Below are 19,807 nucleotides of genomic sequence, written 5' to 3'. Positions count from 1 at the left end.
GGTGGTGCCCTGACCCGGCAGGCGGGCGCCGCCAGCCTGCCGGCATGAGCCCGCCGCCCTTCCACAGCCCGCAGATCGAGGCGGCCTTTGCCGCCTTCCCCGCAGGCGCCCGCGCCGGGCTTCTGCACCTGCGCGGGCTGATCTTCGAGACGGCCGGTGCCTTGCCGCAGGTCGGCCGGATCGAGGAGGCGCTGAAATGGGGCCAGCCCGCCTATCTGACGCCCAAGACGAAATCGGGCTCGACCATCCGGCTGGGCTGCCCGAGGCAGGGCGGCTTCGCGCTCTATACCCATTGCCGGACCTCGCTCATGCGCGATTTCCGCCAGAACCTTCCGGTCGGGTTAAGCGTCGAGGGCAACCGCGCGCTTCTTTTCGCCGATCACCAGCTGGTGCCGGAGGCGCCGCTGCGCCTGCTGATCGCCGCCGCCCTGACCTATCACCGCCGCGGGACGCCCTGAACCTCGCGGATCGGTCACTTCACCTTCGCGGCCGGGGCGGCATTGGGCGATTCGCGCCAGGGCTTGCGGCAGTTGTTGCCCAGAACGACGCTCCACCACAGTTGCCCGTCCGCGCCGCGGGTGACGCCGGTGCCGATCTCGAGGCTGATCTGGCCCAGTATCTCGTCGCGATGCGGCTCGGAGCGCAGCCAGTCGCCGACGACCTCGGCGGGCGAGCCGCCGATGGCAAGAAGCTGCGCCGCCTCGCAGGGGCGATAGCCCGCCCGCCGCGCCCGGTCGACGACATTGGACCCGTCGGACCCGGTCACCGTCAGCTGCCCCATGGCGGCCGCATCGCAGGCCTGCAACTGCGCGATCTCGGTCAGCCGCTCATCGCCGTCGAGAACCAGCTTGCCCTCGGCCTCGCGCGCGGCATTCACCGCCTCGGCCAGCTGCTGCTGCAGTTCCGGATCGCCGGTGCAACTGGCGGCGAGGAACTCGCCCGCCGGCTGAACGAATGCATCATCGTCCAGCAGCCCGCTGACGGCATCCATCGTCCCCTCCGGCTGGCAGGCGGCCAGGGTCATGGCAGAGAGGATCAGGACGGCTATTGGTTTGGTCGACATGGATGGCCTCGGCTGAGCGTCTTGTTTGAACTGACAATCTGCAACGCGCCCGGGTTTTTGGCGGTTCCGGTTCACGGCCACCGCCCGCAGCCCCCTTGCGCGCCTGCGCGACCGACCTTAAAGCGCATTCATGACCCAGCACCAGCGCCTTCTGATCGTCGATTTCGGTTCCCAGGTGACCCAGCTGATCGCGCGCCGCCTGCGCGAGCTGAATATCTACTGCGAAATCCGTCCCTTCAACGCCGTCACCGAAGACGCGCTGCGCCAGATGGCGCCACAGGCGATCATCCTGTCGGGCGGCCCGGCCAGCGTCACCGAGGCGGGCAGCCCGCGCGCCCCCCAGGCGCTGTTCGAGATGGGCGTGCCCGTCTTCGGTATCTGCTATGGCCAGCAGGTGATGATGGAGCAGCTGGGCGGCAAGGTCGAGGCCGGCCACCACGCCGAATACGGCCGCGCCTTCATCACCCCCGCGCCGGGGCACAAGGGCGACGGCATCTTCGCCGGCCTGTTCCAGACCGGCCGCGAGGAGGTCTGGATGAGCCATGGCGACCGCGTGACCCGGATGGCGCCTGGCTTCCAGGTGATCGGCACCTCGCCCAACGCGCCCATGGCGATGATCGCGGACGAGGCGCGGCACTTTTATGCGGTGCAGTTCCATCCCGAGGTGCATCACACCCCGAACGGCCGCGGGATGCTCGAGAATTTCGTCCGGCTGGCCGGCTTTACCGGCGACTGGACCATGGCCTCCTACAAGGACGAGGCGATCCGCAAGATCCGCGAACAGGTCGGCGACAGGCGGGTCATCTGCGGCCTGTCCGGCGGGGTCGATTCCTCGGTCGCCGCGGTGCTGATCCACGAGGCCATCGGCGACCAGCTGACCTGCGTCTTCGTCGATCACGGGCTCTTGCGGCTGAACGAGGCCGCGGAGGTCGTGACCATGTTCCGCGACAACTACAATATCCCGCTGGTCCATGCCGATGAAGCCGACCTGTTCCTTGGCGCGCTGGAAGGGATCAGCGACCCCGAGGTGAAACGCAAGACCATCGGCCGCCTGTTCATCGACGTCTTCCAGCGCGAGGCCGGGCGGATCGAGGGCGCCGAGTTTCTGGCGCAGGGCACGCTCTATCCGGATGTGATCGAAAGCGTCAGCTTTTCCGGCGGCCCCTCGGTCACGATCAAGTCGCATCACAATGTCGGCGGCCTGCCCGAGAAGATGGGCCTGAAACTGGTCGAGCCCTTGCGCGAACTGTTCAAGGACGAGGTCCGCGCGCTTGGGCGCGAGTTGGGCCTGCCCGAGACGTTCATCGGCCGCCACCCCTTCCCCGGCCCCGGCCTCGCCATCCGCTGCCCCGGCGAGATCACCCGTGACAAGCTGGAAATCCTGCGCCGCGCCGATGCCGTCTTCATCGACCAGATCCGCAAGCACGGGCTTTACGACGAGATCTGGCAGGCTTTCGTGGCCATCCTGCCGGTCCGCACCGTGGGCGTGATGGGCGACGGGCGCACCTATGACTATGCCTGCGCGCTGCGGGCGGTGACCTCGGTCGACGGCATGACGGCGGATTACTATCCGTTCAGCCACGACTTCCTGGGCGAGACCGCGACCCGGATCATCAACGAGGTCAAGGGCATCAACCGCTGCACCTACGACATCACCTCGAAGCCGCCCGGCACCATCGAGTGGGAGTAGTTTTACCCCTCCCGCAGCATCCAGAATTACGCAAAGCGCGATGTAATGCGCTGGAATCAAATCCGATGAACGTGCTGTTCCGCAGGTGGTCTCACCCCTATTCCTGAGGCGCGGCGCCCGCCAGCCGGGCGCGACCATCGAACGGAAAATACCGTGGGAGAGGCCGCTGGCCCAGTCAGCCCACGCCACGATCACGGGGTCTAGAACGCCCGGAAGGTCATTGTGGTCAGGGTGCGGCTGATATGGGGGATGTCGAACAGGCGTTCCGACAGGAAATGGCCGACATCCGCGTCCTCGGGGATATAGACCTTGGCCAGCAGATCGTAATCGCCCGAGGTCGAGTAAAGCTCGCTCACCACCTCGCGGTCGTAGATCGCCTCGGCGACCAGATAGGTCTTGCCGGGATCGCAGCGGAACTGGACGAAGACGGGACGCATGGCGGGCCTCCTAAGGGGCAGTGACGGGCGGCAGGTTAGACCGCAGTCGGCGCCGCGGTCCAGTCCCCCCGGCGCAGGCCCCTCCAGAAGCGCGACAGCAGCAGCACCGCCGCCACCGTCAGCCCGGCGCAGAGCCCCAGCCACAGCCCGGCCGGGCCAAAGCCCAGCGGGAAGGCCAGGCCCCAGGCGATGGGCATGCCCACGACCCAGTAGCTGAAACCGGCGATCCACATCGGCACCCGCGTATCGTGGACGCCGCGCAGGAAGCCAAGCGCGATCACCTGCACCGCGTCGGTCAGTTGGAACAGCGCCGCGAACATCAGCAGCATCGCGCCGATGGCGACGATGGCCGGGGCCTCGGGATCGGCCGGGTCCATGTAGAGCCGGACCAGTTGCTCGGCGAAGAGCAGGTAGATGGTGATGGCGATGAAGGCGAAGACCAGCGACAGCCCGATCACCGTCACCGCGGCATCGCGCATCCAGCCGGCATCGCCCCGCCCCTTGGCCTGCCCGATCCGCACGGTGGCGGCGTTCGACAGGCCGAGATGCGCCATGAAGGTGATCGAGGTGATCTGCAGCGCGATGCCGTGGGCGGCCAGCTGCTGGGTGCCGATCCAGCCCATCATCACGTTCGAGGCGACGAACAGCCCGCCCTCGGCCACCAGCGTCAGCCCGATCGGCATGCCCATGCGGAAGATCGCCCGGAAGGCCGGCCAGTCGGGGCGCCAGAAATTGCGGAACATCTGGTATTTCCGCGCCATCGGTAGCCAGGCGGCATAGCCGATCAGCAGGAAAAGCTGCACCACCTGCACCGACAGGCTGGCGATCGCCGCACCGCGCACGCCCAGTTCGGGCGCACCCAGATTGCCGAAGATGAAGACCCAGTTCAGCGCGATGTTCAACGGCAGCCCGGCCAGCGTCACCCACATCACCACCTGCGTCCGCTCAAGCGCGGCCAGATACGAATTCAGCGTCAGCCCGCCCAGCATCGGCAGGATCCCCCAGCCGGCGATGCGCAGATAGTCCTGCGCCAGTTCGGCGGTCAGCGGCGTCTGCCCCAGTGCCAGCAGGATCGGCTGCGAGAACCACATCAGCGGCATCACCAGCAGCGCGAAAATGCCCGACAGCCACAGCGCCATCCGGGTGCCGCGCCGCACCTCGGTCTCGTCGCCGCGGGCCAGGGCGGTGGCGATCAGCCCCAGGACGGCGGTGCCGAAGCCCATGCCGAGGAAGAACAGGATGATCTGGAACGAGGTGGCGATGACCAGCGCCGCCAGTTCCTCGACCCCATACCAGCCGATCATGACGGTATCGCTGACGCCGATGGCCATGCGCGCCAGATGGCTGCCGATCAGCGGCAGCCCCAGCGACAGCGTCGCCGCGACATGAGGGGTATAGCGTCCGAACATCCCTCCGCCATAACCGGCCCGGCAGCCCGCCGCAATCGCCCGCATTGCAGATCGTGCAGAAAGCCGCCGCCTCGCGCTCTTCGCAAATACCTTCGGGGTGAATTGGCCGCAGGCCAAGAGGGGCAGACAGCCCCTTGCCATGCCTGACGCAGGCCGGAAAGCCGCGTCATCCGGAGATCAGGACGCGACCTCTTCCACCTCGGGCAACACATAGGCCCGATCCAGAACCTCCTGCCCCGGGCGACAGACGCGCAGCAGGAAGTTCCAGCCATCAGTGATGTCGATGCGGTTGGGCTTGTCCGCGCCACAGGCCTCGGCCGATCCGAAATACACCGTCACCGTGCCATACTCATTCATCTCGGCCATGCCTTCGCTGATCGAGGCATTGTCGCTATTCGTGAAGGCGTCGGAACCATAGACGGTGATCGACCAGAAGGCGTCGTTCGGCAGCACCTCATAGGCCGCGCGATAGCATTTGCTGCCATCCGCCGGCCCGGCATGGTTGATATGGACGGCCTCGGTTTCGGGAAACAGGCCCCAGGCCCCAAGCCCCAGCGACCCCGACTTGCCGCGTCTCTTCGCTGGCCCTGCCTTTCACATCCATCCATTCGGCAGGATACTGGTCGAATTTCACGAATGCCTTTTCATATTCCCTGCGCAGTTTCATCGCGCTGTCGAAATCCCATGCCGCGGGCTGGAACGGATCGCTGCTGGCGGCGGTGATCTGGATCTGTTCCAGCAGGCCGGCGACATGGGCGATCTCGGCCTCATCGGTCGGATCCATCAACTCGATCCGGGGCACGGCGATCACATATTTCGTCGTCCCCGAGGGAAACTGATGCGTGCCTGCACCTTCCAGAATCCCGACGACATAGTGGTCGCTGTCGATCAGATAGACGGTGAAATAGCGGCCATCCGTGATCTCGGGCATGGTGATCGAAGCACCGCCCCCGGTATCGACCACGGCACCGCCATAAAGCGTGTCGCGATTCATCCTGACCACCGGCCGTTCGTCGGTAGGGGTCGGCCGCTTGATCAGATCGAACTTGTTCACCCCGCCCGCGCGCTGCTGGAACACGGCCATGCGACCGTCGACCTCGGCACGGATATAGGTCTCGGGTGTGCTCTCGACCTTTTCCTGTGCGGCGGCTGCGGAGCCCATGACGCAAAGGACGACAGAGCCGTGCAAGGCAGTGCGGATAGATGAAGCGTTGAACATGGGCATTCGTCCCGGACAGGCCGTGGCGGCGCATTGCGACGGGGCCGGGCCGGCACCGCGCTGACCGACAGGGGCGAACCTGTCCGGCTGGGCTTACCTTGGGTCAACCGGTGGCGTTGCGTCCATTCCCTGGCGTGTAACTATCCCCGGCAAGGCCCCGGCTGGCACAAAGCCGCCGGGTCCCGCACGCTTGCCGCAACCCCCGCCATCTGCAATAGGAGTCCCGACAAGCCCCTGCCAGAGGCCGCCCATGACATTCCGCGCCCGCCATCTCCTTGGCATCGACCACCTCGCCCCCGATGAGATCGTGACCCTGCTGGATCTGGCCGAGGATTACGTCGCCCTGAACCGCCGCACGGTGAAACATGCCGATGCGCTGGAGGGGATGACCCAGATCAACATGTTCTTCGAGAACTCGACGCGGACGCAGGCCAGTTTCGAGCTGGCCGGCAAGCGGCTGGGCGCGGATGTGATGAACATGGCGGTGGCCCAGTCCAGCGTGAAGAAGGGCGAGACGCTGATCGACACGGCGCTGACGCTGAACGCCATGCAGCCCGACCTGCTGGTGGTGCGCCATCCCCATTCCGGTGCCGTCAACCTGCTGGCCGAAAAGGTCAATTGCGCGGTCATCAACGCCGGCGACGGCCGCCACGAACACCCCACCCAGGCGCTGCTGGACGCGCTGACCATCCGCCGCGCCCGGGGCCGGCTGCAGCGCCTGACGGTCGCCATCTGCGGCGATATCGCGCATAGCCGCGTGGCGCGCTCGAACCTGATCCTCCTGGGCAAGATGGAGAACCGCATCCGCCTGATCGGGCCGCGCACGCTGATGCCCGCCGGCGCCGCCGAGATGGGGGTCGAAATCTTCGAGGACATGCGCGCCGGGCTGAAGGGCGCCGATGTGGTGATGATGCTGCGGCTGCAGCGCGAGCGCATGGATGGCGGCTTCATCCCCTCCGAGCGGGAATATTACCACCGCTGGGGGCTGGACGCCGACAAGCTGGCGCTGGCCGCGCCCGACGCCATCGTCATGCATCCCGGCCCGATGAACCGGGGCGTCGAGATCGACGGCACCATCGCCGACGACATCAACCGATCCGTCATTCAGGATCAGGTCGAGATGGGCGTGGCCGTGCGCATGGCGGCGCTGGACCTGCTGGCCCGGAACCTGCGCGCCGAACGCGGCCGGGCGGCGGCGGGGGTGATGGTGTGATCGCGCAAACCGCACCCGCCGGCGGCATCACCGTCCCCGAAGGCTGGCGGCATATCCTGCAGCCGGGCGAGGTGATCCACTGGCAGGGCCGTCCGCGGCCCACCTATCTGCCGCAATGGCCCGATCTGGTCCGGGCCTCGATCGGGCTGGTTGCGGTTGGCAGCAGCCAGTTCTGGCTCCTTGGCGCGGATCAGCCGAACCGGCTGACCGCGATCGCGGGGACCGTTTTCTGGATCGGCCTCGCGCAGGCTGCCATCGCGCTGGTCTGGGGCCATCTCGACAGGCGCCGGCAGTTCTATACGCTCAGCGACCGTCACGCCTTCATCGCGCGCAGCCTGCCGGTTCCGAGCCGGCGACTGGAAAGCTGGCCGCTTGAGAAGATGACCGATATCACCTTGCAGGACGGCCGCTTCGGCTCGGTCTGGTTCGCCACGCGGACGCTGCATTCGGGCGAGGGCAAGGAAACCCGCCGCATCGGGTTCGAGGGGATCGCGGAGGCCCGCAAGGTCTTTGGCCTGCTGACCGAACTGCGCGATGCAAGGCTGCGCCAGGGCGACGACATGACAACGGAGGGGCAATGATCCTTCACTTCAGCAATGCCCGCCTGATCGACCCCGAGGCGGGGACCGACACCCCCGGCAGCCTGCTGGTCCGCGATGGCCGGATCGAAGGAACCGGAGCACCGGATGAGGCTGCACCCGAAGGTGCGACCGTCATCGACTGCCGGGGCCGCACACTGGCGCCGGGCCTGATCGACTGGGGCGTCAAGATCGGCGAGCCGGGCGAGCGGCACAAGGAAAGCTTTCGCAGCGCAGGGATGGCGGCGGCGGCGGGTGGTGTGACCACGGTCATTGCCCGGCCCGATACCGCGCCACCCATCGACACGCCGGAGGCGCTGGAATTCGTGACCCGGCGGGCGGCGGATGCGCCGGTGAACATCCGGCACATGGCGGCACTGACCAAGGCCCGCGAGGGGCGCGAGATGGTCGAGATCGGGTTCCTGACCGATCTGGGCGCCGTCGCCTTCACCGATGGGGTGCGGGTCGTCTCGGACAGCAAGCTTCTGTCGCGCTGCATGAGCTATGCGCGCGGCCTCGATGCGCTGATCGTCGGCCATCCGCAGGAGGCGGGCCTGTCGAAGGGCGCCGCCGCGACCAGCGGCAAGTTCGCCTCGCTTTACGGCATCCCCGCCGTCTCGCCCATGGCCGAGGTGATGGGGCTGGATCGCGACCTGTCGCTGGTCGCCATGACCGGATGCCGCTGGCATGCCGACCAGATCACCGTGGCCGCCGCCCTGCCCGCGCTGCGCCGGGCGCGCGATGCGGGGCTGGACGTCACGGCCGGCATCTCGATCCATCACCTGACGCTGAACGAGTTCGACGTGGGCGATTACCGGACCTTCTTCCGCTTCACGCCGCCGCTGCGGTCCGAGGATGACCGGCAGGCGATGGTGCAGGCGGTGGCCGAGGGGCTGATCGACGTGATCGCCAGTTTCCACACGCCCCAGGACGAGGAATCGAAGCGCCTGCCCTTCGAGGCGGCCGCCCCCGGCGCGGTCGGCCTGCAGACATTGCTGCCGGCGGCCATGCGGCTTTACCATCAGGGCGGGCTCAGCCTGCCGCAACTGTGGCGGGCGCTGTCGCTGAACCCGGCGCAGCGGCTGGGGCTTGAGGCCGGGCGGCTGTCCAGGGGCGCGCCCGCCGATCTGGTGCTGTTCGACCCGGACGCGCCCTTCGTGCTGGACCGCTTTGCCCTGCTGTCGAAATCGAAGAACACGCCTTTCGACGGCGCCAGAATGGAGGGCCGGGTCACGGGAACATGGGTCGCGGGCCGGCGCGTCTTCGGAGGTGAGCCATGAGCCTGATCCTGTGGACCGTGCTTGGCTATGTCCTGGGCTCGATCCCCTTCGGGCTGGCCATCGCCCGCGCCCTGGGGCTGGGCGATCTGCGCAAGATCGGCTCGGGCAATATCGGCGCGACCAATGTGCTGCGCACGGGCAACAAGCCGGCCGCCCTGGCGACGCTGCTGCTGGATTCCGGCAAGGGCGCGATCGCGGTGCTGCTGGCACGGTATTTCGGCGGCGAGACGGCGGCGATGCTGGCCGGCGGCGCGGCCTTTCTGGGCCATTGCTTTCCGGTCTGGCTGGGCTTTCGCGGCGGCAAGGGGGTGGCGACCTTCCTCGGCACGCTGATCGCGCTTTACTGGCCGCTGGGGCTGATCGCCTGCCTGACCTGGCTGGTGACCGCGCTGATCAGCCGCATCAGCAGCCTGTCGGCGCTGCTGGCCGCGGCGCTGTCGCCGGTCTTTGCCTGGGCGATGGGGCGGAACGAGCTGATCCTTGTCAGCCTGTTCATGGCGGCGCTGATCTTCCTGCGGCACAAGGCGAACATCGCCCGGCTGATGAACGGGACCGAACCCCGGATCGGCAGGAAGGGCTGAGGCTCAGCGCTCGGCCACCAGCGTCCGGCCCGATGGGCGCTGCGGGCGCGCGGGCGCGGCCGGTTCCGGTTCGGGCTGATTGGCCACTTCGCGCAGGGACATGCCCGTGAAGGGCCGCGCCGGCGCGGCGACAGGCGCCGCAAGACCGCCCCCCTGCGCCGCGATTCTGCGCAGCGCCTCGGCCCCGCGCCGGGCCGAGATTGCGATCGAGATCAGCGCCAAGCAGGCCCCGGCCAGCAGGATCAGCACCACCGCCCCCAGCAAGCCGGTATAGACCGGCAGCGGCGGCACGCCCTCGGCCCGCTGTACCAGTGTGACGACCGCAGCCACCAGCGCGACAAGCCCGATCACGAAGACCGCGCCCACCGCCCGCTGCACCCATGTCATCATGTCTGCCCGCATCATTCCCTTGCCCCGATCCCGTTCTTTTGCTTCGGGGTGCCACCGACGTCGGCAATTATCAAGCGCCGGGGCCATGCCGCGCGGTCACCTTCTCGTGCGGCAGGGCCGGGAAACCCGCCGACTCAGCTGCGTCCGGCCAGACGCTCGACCGCCTCGGCGGTGCGGCGGGTATTGTTGTAGATACCCAGCCCCAGATAGATCATGCCGCCCAGCAGGATCAGATAGATCGACCCGACCACCCAGACGGCCAGACCCGGCAGGATGCCGCCCTGAGGGTTGAACATCATGGCGATCCCGCCCAGCAGGACGCAGATCGCCCCCAGAACGATCACCACATTGATGATCCGCTCCATCCAGAGAATGAAGAATTCGCGCATTGGCCTGCCTCCTGCACTCGCAATCCGGGGCGAGGCTGGCACGCCCCGGCGCGGGGCGCAAGCTCAGTAGGAATATTCGGCGTAGATCCGGCCGAGGTCGCCCTGCCATTCGCCGTGATATTTCTCCAGCAACTCATCGGCCGGAACCTTGCCGCTGTCGACGCTTTCCTTCAGCGCGTTCAGGAAATGCGTCTCGTCGGCGACCAGCCCCCCGGCGCCGGCGCAGCCCCGGTTCCTGAGGCCCTGTTCGGCGATCGCCAGAACCTCGCGCGCCAGATCGTGCAGGCGGATGCCACCCGCCTCGCCCTGCAGGGCATCGCGGCCGGCGGCGCGGCGCAGCCCCTCGCGCGTCTCGTGGTCCCAGCCCTTGACCAGATCCCAGGCCGCATCCAGCGCCTGCTGGTCATAGCACAGCCCGACCCACAGTGCCGGCAAGGCGCAGAGCCGGCGCCACGGACCGCCATCTGCGCCGCGCATCTCGATGAATTTCTTCACCCGCGCCTCGGGGAAGACGGTGGTCAGGTGATCGGCCCAGTCCGACAGGGTCGGGACCTCGCCCGGCAGCGCCGGCAGCCGGCCGTTCAGGAAATCGCGGAAGGACTGCCCGAGCGCGTCGATATATTTCCCGTCGCGATAGACGAAATACATCGGCACATCGAGAACGTAATCCACCCAGGCCTCGTAGCCGAAGCCGTCCTCGAAGGCGAAGGGCAGCATGCCGGTGCGGGCATCGTCCAGATGCTGCCAGATATGCGCACGCCAGCTTTTCATGCCGTTGGGCTTGCCGTCGAGGAAGGGCGAATTGGCAAACAGCGCATTGGCGACCGGCTGCAAGGACAGCGCCACGCGCAGCTTCTGCACCATGTCGGCCTCGGACGAGAAGTCCAGGTTTACCTGCACGGTGCAGGTGCGATACATCATCTGCTTGCCCAGCGTGCCGACCCGGTCCATGTAGTCGGTCATCAGCCGGTAACGCCCCTTGGGCATCATCGGCATCTGCTCCTGCGTCCAGATCGGCGCCGCGCCCAGCCCGATGAAACCCGCGCCGATCCTGTCGGCCACGGCCTTCACCTCGGCCAGATGGCTGTTCACCTCGTCGCAGGTCTGGTGGATCGTCTCCAGCGGCGCGCCGGACAGTTCCAGCTGGCCGCCCGGTTCCAGGCTGACATTGGCGCCGTTGCGCTCCAGCCCGATGATATTGCCGGCTTCAAGCACCGGCTGCCAGCCGAAACGCTCCTGCAGGCCGGTCAGCATCGCCTTGATTGAGCAGTCGCCCTCATAGGGCAAAGGCAGATTCTGCGCCTGAGAATAGCCGAATTTCTCGTGCTCGGTACCGATCCGCCATGCCGCGCGGGGTTTCTCGCCGGCCGCCAGATAGGCGGCCAGCTGATCGCGGCTTTCGATCGGGCCACCGCCCTGCTGGGGAATTGACATGGGTTCGGGGCCTCTTGCGTGATCCAGTCGGTCACAGGTGGCAACGTGCGCGCCGCGTGTCAACCCGCCTCAGTTCTGCCTCCGCCAAACGGTGCGCATGGCATCGGGCTGTTCGGCGACATGGGCCAGCGCCACCGAGACCGCCCCCATGTCGAGGCCCGGCAGCGTGGTGAAGGCATCGGCCAGCGCCTCGGCCCCGGCGGCGTCGACCGGGATCAGCAGCGCCTCGCCGCGCTGGTTGCGCAGCCGCCAGTGGCCATGGCCGCGCAGCCTGAGAAGCCGGATCTCGGTCAGGTCGCGCAGCGCGATCTCGCCGCCGAGGGCGGCCGCACCGTAATAGCGGATGGCACCCTCGTCGAACTCGACCATGCCCGGCGCGTCGATCCCGCGCAGGAAAGGCAGCCGCCGCCACGCGCCGATCAGCAATGCCGTTCCGACCAGAAGCACCAGCCCGCCGATCGCCCCGAAGAACCAGCCGCCGCGCAGCGCCAGCCAGAGCCCGGCCAGCATCACCGCAGCAGCGACCAGCGCCTCGGACCAGCGCGACAGGCGGGCGCGCAGTTCGGGCCGGATCATGGATGCCGGCCGATCACGGGTATTGGGGCAAGCCGGAAACTCACCAGCGGGCCAGCGCGTCTTCATCGCTGTCCTTCGCCTCGACCCACTGCCCGGTTCCGTCGCGGGCGATCTCGCGCTTCCAGAAGGGGGCGCGGGATTTCAGCCAGTCCATCAGATATTCGGCCGCCTCGAAGGCGGCGGCGCGGTGGCGGGCGGCGGTGGCGACCATCATGATCGCTTCGCCCACCTCCAGCCGGCCATAGCGGTGGACGATGCGCCAGTCGATCAGGCCGAAGCGGCGCGCGGCCTCGGCGCCATAGTCGTTCATCGCCCGCTCGGTCATGCCGGGATAGTGTTCGATCTCCAGCGCGGCCATGCGCCCGCTGTCGTCGCGCACGATGCCGGTGAAGGTCACCTGCGCGCCCTGATCCGCGCCGGTACCGAAGCCCTGAAGCTCGGCCGCCAGATCGAAGGGGGCGGTCTGAAGGCGGGCCGACATCGCCTAGCCCCCGGTCATCGGCGGGAAGAAGGCCACTTCGCGGGCACCGGCCAGCGGTGCATCCAGATCGGCCAGTTGCTGATCGACGGCGCAGCGCACCGCCGCCATGTCGGCAAAGGCGGCCGCGTGCCAGTCGTCGCGGGCCGAAAGCTCGGCCACGAGGTCGCGGACAGTGGCGGCCCCGGTCTCGATCCGTTCGCGCGGGGCGCCGATGCGTTCGCGCAGCCAGGCGAAATAGAGAACATCAAGCGTCATGGGCCGGCTCTCGCAGATAGGGCAGCGCCTTGACGAAATAATCCCAGCCGGTCCAGGCGGTCAGCGCACCGGCCACCCAGATCAGCAGCAGGCCGACCCAGGTCGCCATGTCGGCCCAGCTTTCGAAGAAGGGCAGCCGCCCCTCGCCCACCATGGGCGGGCGGCCATGTTCGACATAGGCCAGCCCGGTGCCCAGAAACAGCACCGCAATGGCGACCATCTGGAAGGTGGTCTTCCACTTGGCGAGCTTCGTCACCTTCAGCAGCTTGGCGTTGGGCCCGAGGAATTCGCGCAGGCCCGAGACGAAAACCTCGCGGAACAGGATCACCGCGGCAGGCAGGATCAGCCAGGGGTTCATGCCGGAATAGCCGGTGATGACGACGATGGCGATCACCACCATGGCCTTGTCGGCGATCGGATCCATTGCGGCGCCAAAGCGGCTTTCCTGCTGCCAGGCGCGGGCCAGATAGCCGTCGAACCAGTCGGTCACGGCGGCGACCAGGAACAGCGCCAGCGCCGCCCAGTCGGCCCAGGGCCGGTGGAAATACAGAAACATCAGCGGCACCGCGGGGGCCGCGATCAACCGCAACAGGGTCAGGATATTCGGAACGGTCCAGCGCATGGCGGCAAGCTAATCATTGCCGGGCCGGTTTGGAAGGGCCGCCGGAGGGGCCGGGACAGCAAAACGGGCGCCAAGGCGCCCGCCGCAGTGATCCAACGGTGCGGTCCGATGTCAGGACGCGTCCCGCAGCTCGGGATAGAGATCGTAGCCGACATCGCCGATGGTCAGCTGCATCGCCTTGATCCGGGTTTCGCCGAAATGATGGGTGCGGCGGCCCAGAACGGTGACCTTGTCGCCCGGGATGGGCTTGGCGTCGAGCAGGCCGGCGTCGCGGTTGCGGCTGCGGCCGCCCAGTTCGACGGTCCAGTTCACGCCGTCATGGGCGCGAACCTGCAGGGTCGGGTCGCTGCCCGAGATGTAGATATCGGTAATGGTCGCATCAAGTTCGGTCAGGTCCTTCTCGAAATCGGACCAGCCGTCATGCGAAAGAACGTCGTCGCGCGCAAATGCGGGTTTCCGGTCCACGGCAATGCCGAAGATGGGGAAACGGGCCATGGCAGCCTCCTCCTCGGTTGTGGTGAGCAGGCCGCAACCCTAGCGTGATTCTGTAACAGTTTGGTGGTAGCAATCTACCTTGTCGCAGGATTGGCGGATTCCCGGCACCGGAGCCCTGCCGCGAATGCCCTATCCGCGGGCATTGAAGTGGTCATAGACCTTCTGCGCCATGGCCGCCGAGATACCCTCGACCGCCTGCAGATCGGCCAGACCGGCGCGGCTGACCGCCTTGGCACTGCCGAAATGGGTCAGCAAGGCGCGCTTGCGGGCCGCGCCTATGCCGGCGATCTCGTCCAGCGGATTGGCCATGACCGATCTCGCCCTGCGGGCGCGATGCGTGCCGATGGCCCAGCGATGCGCCTCGTCGCGCAGGCGCTGGACGAAATACAGCACCGGGTCGTTCATCCGCAGCGCGAAGGGGCGCTGGCCGGGGCGGTGGAATTCCTCCTTGCCGTGGTCGCGGTCCACGCCCTTGGCGACACCCAGAAGCGGAATGTCCTCGACCCCGAGATCGGCGAGGATGCCGTCCACCGCCGAGACCTGCCCGGCGCCGCCATCGATCAGCAGCAGATCCGGCCAGGCCTCGGTCTGGCGATCGGGATCCTCTTTCAGCAGCCGGGTGAAGCGGCGGGTCAGCACCTCGCGCATCATGCCGAAATCGTCGCCGGGGGTGATCTCGGTGCCCTTGATGTTGAACTTGCGGTACTGATTTTTGGCAAAGCCCTCGGGGCCGGCGACGATCATGCCGCCGACCGCATTGGTGCCCATGATGTGGCTGTTGTCATAGACCTCGATCCGGCGCGGCGGGCCGGGCAGGTCGAAGGCCTCGGCCAAGCCCTCCAGCAGCCGCGCCTGCGCGGCGCTTTCCGACATGCGCCGGGCCAGGCTTTCGCGGGCATTGCGCAGGGCATTGGTGACCAGTTCGAACTTCTCGCCCCGCTGCGGGATCGCGACCTCGATCCTGCGACCGGCGCGTTCGGACAGAACCTCGGCGGTCAGGTCCGGATCCTCGGGGCCATGCGACAGCAGGATCATCCGCGGCGGCGGCTTGTCGTCATAGAACTGCATCAGAAATGCCTGCATCACCTCGTCGGGCGATTCGGCACCGCCGAGCCGGGGATAGAAATCGCGGTTGCCCCAGCTTTGATTGCCGCGGATGAAGAAAACCTGCACGCAGGCCTGCCCGCTGTCCATGTGCAGCGCGACGATATCGGCCTCGGGCACGCCGCGCGGGTTGATCGCCTGCACCGACTGCACCGCGGTCAGCGCCTTGATCCGGTCGCGCAGGGCGGCGGCGCGTTCATATTCCATCGCCTCGGCGGCCTCGGCCATGTCCTGCGCCAGCTGCGTCTGGATGGCGGTGCTCTTGCCCTGCAGGAAGCGTTCGGCATCGGCGACCAGCCCGGCATAGTCCGCCTCGCTGATGCGGCCGACACAGGGCGCGCTGCAGCGCTTGATCTGGTAGAGCAGGCAGGGCCGCGAGCGGCTTTCGAAGACGGAATCGGTGCAGTTGCGCAGCAGGAAGACGCGCTGCAGCTGGGTCAGGGTGCGGTTCACCGCGCCGGCGCTGGCAAAGGGACCGTAATAGTCGCCCTTCTCGGATTTCGTGCCGCGATGCTTCTTGATCTGCGGAAAGGCGTGGCTCTTGGCGACGAGAATGTTCGGGAAAGACTTGTCGTCGCGCAAAAGCACGTTGTAGCGCGGCTTCAACTGCTTGATCAGGTTCTGTTCCAGCAGCAGCGCCTCGGTTTCCGTCCGCGTGGTCAGGAACATCATCGAGGCGGTCTCGCGGATCATCCGGGCGATCCGCGCCGAATGGCCCGAGGGGCGCGCGTAATTCGACACCCGCGCCCTGAGGTCGCGCGCCTTGCCGACATAGAGAACGGCCCCCTGCCCGTCCAGCATCCGGTAGACGCCGGGGCTGCCGTCGAGGGTCCGCAGATAGTCGTGGATCAGGGCATGGCCGGTCTTTTGCGTCATGGTGTCAACAAAGTGATTCCCCCTCCCGGCTGCAAGTTCCGGCGGTGGAATGCAAGGGTGAAGCTGTCCACGACTCTTGTGGATAACTCTGTGGGCGGGCTGTGAAGGAAACCGGGTTTGATCAACAATCGTTACATTTCCGTAACTTTGCCTAATACTTAGGCAATTATGAAAGCATTTGAAAACAAGGGATATTTTATATTCTCGTCGGCAGATTGCCGAAAAACCTAACGGATTCCGGGGGCTGGAGCAATTGTCTGCGGGGGGGTGGACAATTGTCGCAGCGCCCTTTCGCAGCGGCCGCAGGCCCGGCAGGTGGCGGAATCCATACCTGCAGGCAGTTCAACCTAAGGGAGATTCGACCTGAAAGCATACCCGCATCACAGCAGCACCCAGACATAGGCCGCATAGATCGCCAGAAGAGCGCCCCCGGCCAGCCGGCTGATGGTCAGGCCCAGAAACAGGAACGGCGCCAGCAGCAGCGAACTGCCCAGCATCACCCACAGGTCCAGATGCAGCATCTGCGGCGGGATCGGCAGCGGCATGACCAGCGAGGTGAGGCCGAGGATCGCGAGGATGTTGAACAGGTTCGAGCCGACGACATTCCCCAGAGCCATGTCCGAGCGCCCGCGCAGCGCCGAGGCGACCGAGGCTGCCATCTCGGGCAGCGACGTGCCGACGGCGACGAGGGTCAGCCCGATCACCGCCTCGCTGATCTGAAAATGGCGGGCGATATCGGTCGCGCCATTGACCAGAAGATTGGCGCCGATCGGCAGGCCGACCAATCCGCCGCCCAGCCACAGCAGGATCTGCCACCAATGGGCCCCAAGCGCCGCCCCCTCAAGTTCGGCCGCCCCGGCATCCGCCTGAACCGCCCCCTGGCTCAGTTGCCGCCAGAGAACCATGCCAAGCACGGCCAGCAGCAACAGCCCCTGAAGCCGGCCGATCGGCCCGAGAAAGGCCAGAAGAATCAGCAGCAGCGAGGCTCCGATCATCATCACCCAGCTTTCGCGCAGATCATGTCCGCGGGTGACAATCGGCGCGACGAGCGCCGCCGCCGACAGGATCACCAGCACATTGGCAGTGTTCGAGCCGACCACATTGCCCATGGCGATATCGGTCGCCCCCTTGAGCGCGGCCGACAGCGACACGATCAGTTCCGGCGCCGAGGTGCCGAAGGCGACCACGGTCAGGCCCACGACCAGAGGCGTCAGCCCCAGCCGCAGCGCCAGGTTCACCGCCCCCCTGACCAGAAGATCACCGCCCAGAACCAGCAGACCCAGCCCCGAGACGACCAGCAGAACATCAACGATCACGGCGCGACAACCCCAGAACAGTCCGAAGGAACCTGCGAAAACCCGGCCCGCTGACCAAGGCCAGAACGGCGATGATCAGAAGGAACAGGATGACGGCCCGGACGCTCATCCGCCGGCCCCGAAACGGGCAAAGGCGGCGCGTTCCTCGGCCAGATCAAGCACGGCCTCGGCCGAAAGCCCCATCCGGCGGGCCAGCGACTGGCGCGGGCTGTGAACGACGAAACGGGTCTTGTCGCCGTAAAGCGCCTTCATCTTCGGCGCCAGATGGGCGATGCCATCGGCCAGCCCCAGCCGCACGGCCTCCTGCCCGGCCCAGAACTCGCCGGTGAACAGATCGCGGCCGTCCTGAAGCCGGGCCCCGCGCCGGGCCGAGACATGCTGCTTGAACGCCTCGTGGATCGGCTCGAGGATGTTGCGCAGCCGGTCGATATCCTCGGGACTCTCGGGCCGGAACGGGTCCAGCGTCGATTTCGAACGCCCGGCGGTATGCACCCGCCGCTCGATCCCCCAGCGGGCGATCAGGTCCTGAAAGCCGAACCCGGCCGAGATCACCCCGATCGAGCCCAGGATCGAGCTGTCATCGGCCCAGATCCGGTCGGCCGCGCAGGCCAGCCAGTACCCGCCCGAGGCCGCCACATCCTCGACAAAGGCATGGACCGGGATTTCGGTCTCGTCGGCCAGCCGCCGGATGCGGGCCGCGATCAGCGAGGATTGCACCGGCGATCCGCCGGGCGAGTTGATCGACAGCGCGACCGCCGCGGGCCTGCCGCGGCGGAAGGCGCGTTCGATCACCGCGGCCAGCGCGGCGTCGTTCAGCGCCCCGCCCCGCCCGACCATGCCGATGGCCCCGTGCAGGCGCAGAACCGCGACCCGCGGGCGGCGCTTCAGGATGCGGTGAAGAAACGGTATTTCCATGACGCCCCAGATAGTGCCGTCGCGTCCGCGCCACAAGCCGCCGCGCTCAGGCCCCGGCCTCGCGGATCGTCTCGCCCGGCATGAAGGTCGGCGTCAGCGCCACGATCCGATCCTCGGGCGGGGTGTCCTTGCCGGCGACCAGCCGCGCGGCGCGGCGCCCGATATCGACCCGGCGCGCATCGGTGGTGGTCAGCCGCACCGGCAGCCCGTCCAGAAGATCGACCCCGTTGAAACCCGCAAGCCCCACCCGGTTCGGAATGTCATAGCCCTTGTCGAGACAGTGCAACAGCCCGCCGGCCCCGATCATGTCATTGGAGTAATAGAGGAAATCCAGATCCGGGGCGCGGGCCAGAATCCGCTCGGTCAGTTCGCGGCCTTTCAGCAACGACGAGCCGCCCTGATAATATTCCCGCGCCTCCAGCTGCAGACCGGCCTCGGCCAGCGCCTCCTCGAACCCGGCCAGCCGTTTGCGGGCGCGGTGATCCTCGGGCATATGGGTGCCGACAAAGCCGATCCGGCGATAGCCCGCGGCGACGATCCGCTCGGCCATCTCGCGCCCGGCGCGGATATGCGAGATGCCGACCAGCGTATCGATCCCCTCGCCATCGACATCCATGATCTCGACCACCGGGATGCCGGCATTCGTCAGCATGGCGCGCGAGGCCTTGCTGTGCTCGACCCCGGCCAAGATCACGCCCGAGGGGCGCCAGGACAGCATGTCATAAAGCACCATCTCCTCGCGCGCGGGCGAATAATGGGTGACCCCGATCACCGGCTGCAGCCCGGTATCGTCCAGCTCGGCCGAAATCCCGCCCAGAACATCGGGAAAGACCAGGTTCGACAGCGACGGGATGACCACCGCGACCAGGTTGACCCGCTGGCTGGCCAGCCCGCCGGCGATCTTGTTCGGAACATAGCCCAGCGTCTTGGCCGCGGTCAGCACCTTCTCGCGCGTCGCCGCGGAGACGTCGCCACGGTTGCGCAGCACCCGGCTGACGGTCATTTCCGAAACGCCCGACGCCTCGGACACATCGCGCAGGGTCAGGGGGCGGCGGGGGCGTGGGACTGTCATGGCAAGCCGGCGTGAAATTTCAAGTGACCGAATGTTAGCGAACGCCATCCGTCCCGGCAACCTTGTCAAAACCGCAATTCGCGGTCAAAAGGGCAAAAGCATGGCCCCGTGGCTCAACTGGATAGAGCAGCCCCCTCCTAAGGGGCAGGTTGCAGGTTCAAATCCTGCCGGGGTCACCAAGAACTCAAATAAATACAGTTCGTTGCGCTGAAATTTCTGAACGGCCTTGCAACATCGTGCAGGATTTTCCGGTTTTTGTACGGGAACATGCAAAGAACACCGGTACGGCGTTGTTGCAGAACGCCGGTTTGAGCCGAGCTTGCGCCTTTCCCCCGCGATCTTAGGCGACGCGTTCGATCTCCGCTTGGCCGAGAGCGTTGAAGCGGTTCATGAGGGCAATGCGGATGTGGAT

Annotated in this window: 23 protein-coding genes and 1 tRNA gene; 7 read left to right on the top strand and 17 right to left on the bottom strand. The window is 67.0% G+C overall.

Features of this window, described 5'->3' with window-relative positions; translation table 11 throughout:
- Nucleotides 1–44: 44 nt before the first annotated feature.
- Complete coding sequence (locus KNW02_RS16980; RefSeq protein ID WP_216034424.1) at nt 45–458, top strand: DUF1801 domain-containing protein; 414 nt, start codon at nt 45–47, stop codon at nt 456–458.
- A gap of 14 nt (nt 459–472) precedes the next feature.
- Here the strand turns inward: KNW02_RS16980 and KNW02_RS16975 are convergent, their stop codons facing one another.
- Nucleotides 473–1,063, bottom strand: a complete 591-nt coding sequence (locus KNW02_RS16975) for a CAP domain-containing protein (protein ID WP_216034423.1) — start codon at nt 1,061–1,063, stop codon at nt 473–475.
- 130 nt (nt 1,064–1,193) lie between these two features.
- On the opposite strand from KNW02_RS16975, the gene guaA reads away from it, so the two are divergent.
- A complete protein-coding gene (gene guaA, locus KNW02_RS16970; RefSeq protein WP_216034422.1) occupies nt 1,194–2,753 on the top strand; it encodes a glutamine-hydrolyzing GMP synthase in 1,560 nt (519 codons plus the stop codon).
- A gap of 200 nt (nt 2,754–2,953) precedes the next feature.
- On the opposite strand, the gene KNW02_RS16965 is transcribed toward guaA, so the two are convergent.
- The 4 genes from KNW02_RS16965 to KNW02_RS16950 form a co-directional block, all read right to left on the bottom strand.
- A complete protein-coding gene (locus KNW02_RS16965) occupies nt 2,954–3,190 on the bottom strand; it encodes an Lrp/AsnC ligand binding domain-containing protein (protein WP_216034421.1) in 237 nt (78 codons plus the stop codon).
- Between the two features lie 35 nt (nt 3,191–3,225).
- Nucleotides 3,226–4,599 (bottom strand): MATE family efflux transporter, encoded by a 1,374-nt coding sequence (locus KNW02_RS16960; RefSeq protein ID WP_216034420.1) that lies wholly within the window; start codon nt 4,597–4,599, stop codon nt 3,226–3,228.
- A 177-nt stretch (nt 4,600–4,776) separates the two neighbouring features.
- Complete coding sequence (locus KNW02_RS16955; RefSeq protein ID WP_216034419.1) at nt 4,777–5,052, bottom strand: DUF1214 domain-containing protein; 276 nt, start codon at nt 5,050–5,052, stop codon at nt 4,777–4,779.
- A gap of 1 nt (nt 5,053) precedes the next feature.
- The gene (locus tag KNW02_RS16950) at nt 5,054–5,761 is read right to left on the bottom strand and encodes a DUF1254 domain-containing protein (RefSeq protein ID WP_216034418.1); all 708 of its coding nucleotides are present in this window, start codon (nt 5,759–5,761) and stop codon (nt 5,054–5,056) included.
- 307 nt (nt 5,762–6,068) lie between these two features.
- On the opposite strand from KNW02_RS16950, the gene KNW02_RS16945 reads away from it, so the two are divergent.
- The 4 genes from KNW02_RS16945 to plsY are packed head-to-tail and all read left to right on the top strand — an operon-like array spanning nt 6,069 to nt 9,470.
- Nucleotides 6,069–7,031, top strand: a complete 963-nt coding sequence (locus KNW02_RS16945) for an aspartate carbamoyltransferase catalytic subunit (RefSeq protein WP_216034417.1) — start codon at nt 6,069–6,071, stop codon at nt 7,029–7,031.
- Nucleotides 7,028–7,612, top strand: a complete 585-nt coding sequence (locus KNW02_RS16940) for a hypothetical protein (RefSeq protein ID WP_216034416.1) — start codon at nt 7,028–7,030, stop codon at nt 7,610–7,612. The genes KNW02_RS16945 and KNW02_RS16940 overlap by 4 nt, the downstream gene beginning before the upstream one ends.
- Nucleotides 7,609–8,889: a dihydroorotase gene (gene pyrC, locus KNW02_RS16935; RefSeq protein WP_216034415.1), complete on the top strand. Its 1,281-nt coding sequence runs from the start codon at nt 7,609–7,611 to the stop codon at nt 8,887–8,889. Before KNW02_RS16940 ends, pyrC begins: the two co-directional genes overlap by 4 nt.
- Entirely contained in the window at nt 8,886–9,470 is a 585-nt protein-coding gene (plsY, locus tag KNW02_RS16930) for a glycerol-3-phosphate 1-O-acyltransferase PlsY (protein WP_216034414.1), read from the top strand. Before pyrC ends, plsY begins: the two co-directional genes overlap by 4 nt.
- Before the next feature lie 3 nt (nt 9,471–9,473).
- On the opposite strand, the gene KNW02_RS16925 is transcribed toward plsY, so the two are convergent.
- The 12 genes from KNW02_RS16925 to KNW02_RS16870 all read right to left on the bottom strand — a co-directional run bounded on the left by KNW02_RS16925 (nt 9,474) and on the right by KNW02_RS16870 (nt 19,395).
- Nucleotides 9,474–9,860: a TMEM43 family protein gene (locus KNW02_RS16925; protein ID WP_216034413.1), complete on the bottom strand. Its 387-nt coding sequence runs from the start codon at nt 9,858–9,860 to the stop codon at nt 9,474–9,476.
- Nucleotides 9,861–9,994: 134 nt separating this feature from the next.
- The gene (locus tag KNW02_RS16920; protein ID WP_216034412.1) at nt 9,995–10,249 is read right to left on the bottom strand and encodes a hypothetical protein; all 255 of its coding nucleotides are present in this window, start codon (nt 10,247–10,249) and stop codon (nt 9,995–9,997) included.
- 63 nt (nt 10,250–10,312) lie between these two features.
- Nucleotides 10,313–11,683 carry a glutamate--cysteine ligase gene (locus KNW02_RS16915; RefSeq protein WP_216034411.1) on the bottom strand — a complete coding sequence of 457 codons (1,371 nt, stop codon included), beginning with the start codon at nt 11,681–11,683 and terminating at the stop codon, nt 10,313–10,315.
- Nucleotides 11,684–11,752: 69 nt separating this feature from the next.
- Nucleotides 11,753–12,325 (bottom strand): hypothetical protein, encoded by a 573-nt coding sequence (locus KNW02_RS16910; RefSeq protein WP_252734036.1) that lies wholly within the window; start codon nt 12,323–12,325, stop codon nt 11,753–11,755.
- Nucleotides 12,300–12,740 (bottom strand): molybdenum cofactor biosynthesis protein MoaE, encoded by a 441-nt coding sequence (locus KNW02_RS16905; protein ID WP_216034410.1) that lies wholly within the window; start codon nt 12,738–12,740, stop codon nt 12,300–12,302. Before KNW02_RS16905 ends, KNW02_RS16910 begins: the two co-directional genes overlap by 26 nt.
- Before the next feature lie 3 nt (nt 12,741–12,743).
- Nucleotides 12,744–12,995, bottom strand: coding sequence for a molybdopterin converting factor subunit 1 (gene moaD / locus KNW02_RS16900; protein ID WP_216034409.1), 252 nt, complete (start codon nt 12,993–12,995; stop codon nt 12,744–12,746).
- Entirely contained in the window at nt 12,985–13,617 is a 633-nt protein-coding gene (gene pgsA, locus KNW02_RS16895) for a CDP-diacylglycerol--glycerol-3-phosphate 3-phosphatidyltransferase (RefSeq protein ID WP_216034408.1), read from the bottom strand. Before pgsA ends, moaD begins: the two co-directional genes overlap by 11 nt.
- A 111-nt stretch (nt 13,618–13,728) precedes the next feature.
- A complete protein-coding gene (locus KNW02_RS16890) occupies nt 13,729–14,112 on the bottom strand; it encodes a hypothetical protein (RefSeq protein WP_216034407.1) in 384 nt (127 codons plus the stop codon).
- Nucleotides 14,113–14,241: 129 nt separating this feature from the next.
- Nucleotides 14,242–16,092 (bottom strand): excinuclease ABC subunit UvrC, encoded by a 1,851-nt coding sequence (uvrC, locus tag KNW02_RS16885; RefSeq protein WP_216034406.1) that lies wholly within the window; start codon nt 16,090–16,092, stop codon nt 14,242–14,244.
- A 380-nt stretch (nt 16,093–16,472) separates the two neighbouring features.
- Entirely contained in the window at nt 16,473–17,408 is a 936-nt protein-coding gene (locus KNW02_RS16880) for a calcium/sodium antiporter (protein ID WP_348524757.1), read from the bottom strand.
- Nucleotides 17,409–17,513: 105 nt separating this feature from the next.
- Nucleotides 17,514–18,323 carry a S49 family peptidase gene (locus KNW02_RS16875; protein WP_216034405.1) on the bottom strand — a complete coding sequence of 270 codons (810 nt, stop codon included), beginning with the start codon at nt 18,321–18,323 and terminating at the stop codon, nt 17,514–17,516.
- A gap of 46 nt (nt 18,324–18,369) precedes the next feature.
- Complete coding sequence (locus KNW02_RS16870) at nt 18,370–19,395, bottom strand: LacI family DNA-binding transcriptional regulator (protein ID WP_216034404.1); 1,026 nt, start codon at nt 19,393–19,395, stop codon at nt 18,370–18,372.
- A 102-nt stretch (nt 19,396–19,497) separates the two neighbouring features.
- Here KNW02_RS16870 and KNW02_RS16865 point away from each other — a divergent pair.
- Nucleotides 19,498–19,574, top strand: a tRNA-Arg gene (locus KNW02_RS16865).
- Nucleotides 19,575–19,807: the final 233 nt, after the last annotated feature.

The sequence above is a fragment of the Paracoccus marinaquae genome (assembly GCF_018860165.1).
Taxonomy (GTDB): Bacteria; Pseudomonadota; Alphaproteobacteria; order Rhodobacterales; family Rhodobacteraceae; genus Paracoccus; species Paracoccus marinaquae.
The sequence above is the reverse complement of the archived record's forward strand: the minus strand, read 5'-3'. Positions and strand labels throughout refer to the sequence as shown.